The sequence below is a fragment of the Caulobacter sp. S45 genome (genome assembly GCF_903642205.1).
GTDB lineage: Bacteria > Pseudomonadota > Alphaproteobacteria > Caulobacterales > Caulobacteraceae > CAHJWH01.
The window spans coordinates 1-2957 of the sequence record NZ_CAHJWH010000246.1 but is presented as its reverse complement, the minus strand read 5'-3'; the positions used below and the strand labels follow the sequence as shown (position 1 = coordinate 2957).

Sequence of the window (2957 nt, the reverse complement as noted above, 5' to 3'; positions counted from 1 at the left end):
GAGCCCACGGGCACGATCACCGCGTTCTTCACCTGCTGCGCCTTCACCAGGCCCAGCACCTCGGTGCGGAAGTCGTCGCGGCGGTCCGACCAGCGCAGGCCGCCCCTGGCCACGGGACCGAAGCGCAGGTGCACGCCCTCCACCTGCGGGGCCCAGACGAAGATCTCGCGGTAGGGCTTGGGGGCGGGCAGGTCCTCCAGCTCGCACGCGGCGATCTTGAAGCTGATGTAGGGCTTGGGCGCGCCGTCCTCGTCAGCTTGATAGAAGTTGGTGCGCTGCAGGGCCATGACCAGGCTCGCCAGGCGGCGCAGCACCCGGTCCTCGTCCAGGCTGTCGACGCCCTGCAGGGCCTCGGTGATGGCCTCGAACACGGCCTCGGCTCGCTCCGCCCGATCCTCCAGCGAGGCGCTCACGGCCGGGTCGAACTTGACCTGGAACATGTCCAGGATCAGGCGCACGATCTCGGCGTTGGCGACCAGCGCCGCCTCCTGAACCGCCTGGCTGGGATCGAGCCCGCTCTGCTGGCGATAGCGGGCGAGCGCGCGGACCAGCGCCACCTCGCGCCAGCTGTCCCCGAGCTCAAGCACCAGGCGGTTGAAGCCGTCGTTCTCCGTCTCGCCGCGCCAGACCGCCAGGAAGGTCTGCTCGAAGGGGACCTGCACGTCGGCGAAGCGCAGGTGCTCGCCGCGCTCGTCCTGCACGATGAACTCGTGCACCCAGGTCACCTGCTGGTGTCCGTCGTCCAGGGTGCGCCCGATCGGAAAGCCCTCTTCCACCAGGGCCTTCAGCCCCATGTTCTCCAGCACCGGAAGCACGTCCGCCAGCGGCACGGACTGGCCGGCGCGGTAGAGCTTGAAGCGGAAGCGGGTCTTGGCGTCACCGGCGCAGCGGAAGGCGCGGATGCGCAAGGCCCCCGTCTCGACCATTCCCTCGATCACCGACAGGTCGAGCAGCGCCTCGGCGGCGTCGTACTGGTCGCGGTAGCCGGCCGGGAAGCCGCCGGCATAGCGGGCCAGCACCTCGCCGACCTGGCCGGGCGCCACGCCGCCGGCTCGGGCCGCCGCCTCGAAGCGGTCTGACCAGGTGCGCACCGACTCGGCGATTGCAGCTTCCAGCTTGCGTTCGTCAGGGCTCGCGTGCTCCCCCAGAGGAATGGCCAGCGTGTAGCAAATCCGCGCGAGCGGCGGCTCGGACAGGGTCGCCGTGGCGCACCAGACGTGGCCGCCCCAGGCAGTGGCCAGCATCTCCCCCGCCCGGGCCTGGACGTCGGAGCTGTAGCGGTCGCTGGGGATGAAAAGCAGGGCGGAGACGTAGCGCTGCAGGCTGTCGGTGCGGGCGAACAGGCGCACCCGGGGCCGGTCATAGAGGTGCAGGACGCCCTGGGCGATGCGGTAGAGCTCGTCCTCGCCGATCTGGAACAGCTCGTCGCGGGGATAGGTCTCCACGATGTAGCGGAGCCGCTTGCCGGTGTGGGCGCTGGGGTTGTGGCCGGCGCGGGCCAGCACGTGCTCGATCTTGCGGCGCACCAGCGGCAGGCTGGAGGCCGGCGCCTCGTAGGCCTCCACGGTGAACAGGCCCACGAAGCGGACCTCGCCGACGGCGCAGCCGCTCGGGTCGTAGAGCTTGACCCCGATGTAATCCATGTCGGCGCGGCGGTGCACGCGCGAGTGCAGGGCGGACTTGGCCACCGTCACCGGCGGAGAGTCTTCCAAATAGCGGCTGAGCTGGGAAGTCAGGATGGCCGGCTCGCTGGCCCGGCGCAGGACGGTGCGGCTCTGGTCGCGCAGCACGCCCAGCGACTGGTCGTCGGTATAGACCGGCTCCTCGGCCGCATAGCCGCCATCGGCCGTGCGCGGGTACTCGTAGACGCGCGCGCCCAGGAAGACGAAGCGCTCCGCCGTCAGCCAGTGCAGGAAGTCGACATATTCCTGCGCACCGTAAGCGCCGAAGGGCGCTGTGGAGGCGGCGAGATCCCGGGCGGCGCGCTTGGCCATCTCCCGCAGCGCCGGGAAGTCGGCGACCGCGTCGTGCACATCGCCCAGGGTGCGGCCGATCTCCTCCAGCAGGTCGGCGCGGCGGTCTTCGCCGACGGGACCGAGGACCACCAGGATCAGCGACCGCTCCCCGCCCGCAATCGGCACCACCGGATGGAACATGGCGCGCACGTCGTAGCCGCCGGCCGAGAGCGCGCCCATGACGCTGTCCACGAGGAAGGGGACGTCAGGCTGGACGATCTCCAGCACTTCCAACGCCAGGTCACGCCCATCGGCGGCCAGGGCATGGCTGAGCTGGACGCCGACAGCGGAGCGGTCCTGGTCAGCGGCGAAGCGCCAGAAGCGGGCCAGCAGGCCGGCGAGGTCCTGCGCGCTGACGTCAGGCAGTTCGTCGACGGTCAGGTCGTCGGCGATCTGCAAAATGAAGCGGGCCTGGGCCTCGTCCAGCCTCTCGACGCCGAGATGGTGGGTGAAAACTTGCCGCAACTCAGCCTTGGATGAGACGTCGATCTCGTCGTCGTACATAAGCGCGCAACTTCCAACCCGATAGCGGCCGGCACAATGGACCCGCCTGTCCCATGGATCAACCCGGTCGCAAATTGGAGGGGCCCCTGGAACGAAGCGCGCCGCCAGACGGGGGGAGTCTGGCGGCGCAGGTTCCGTCGACGGGGGGAAGTCGAGCGGAACGTTTCGAAGGCGCCCGTCAACTCGGGGGACGGGAGCGGGCGCCGCGCCGGACGGTGGGGGGACCTCCCGGCGCGGTGAGGAGATAGGACTGTCGATCCTGAAACGACAGGGGCGGCTGCGACAAAATCGCTCTCACATGTCCGTGAGCCAGCTTGGCCGCAGGAAGCTGTTCTCCTCCCCTGCGCAGCGGGGGAGGTGGCGCGGCGCGGATACGCGCCGTGACGGAGTGGGCGTCGCCGCGTCCGGTTCTAGGTGCGCCGGCGGTGACGCCTCCTC

General features: G+C 70.1%; 1 protein-coding gene. It reads right to left on the bottom strand.

All coding sequences use genetic code 11. The features are described 5' to 3' along the window. Positions 1 to 2519, bottom strand: a 2519-nt coding sequence (locus tag HUV06_RS15595; RefSeq protein WP_174302159.1) for an NAD-glutamate dehydrogenase domain-containing protein, incomplete at its 3' end; no start/stop codon positions are given. Between the last annotated feature and the right edge of the window lie 438 nt (positions 2520 to 2957).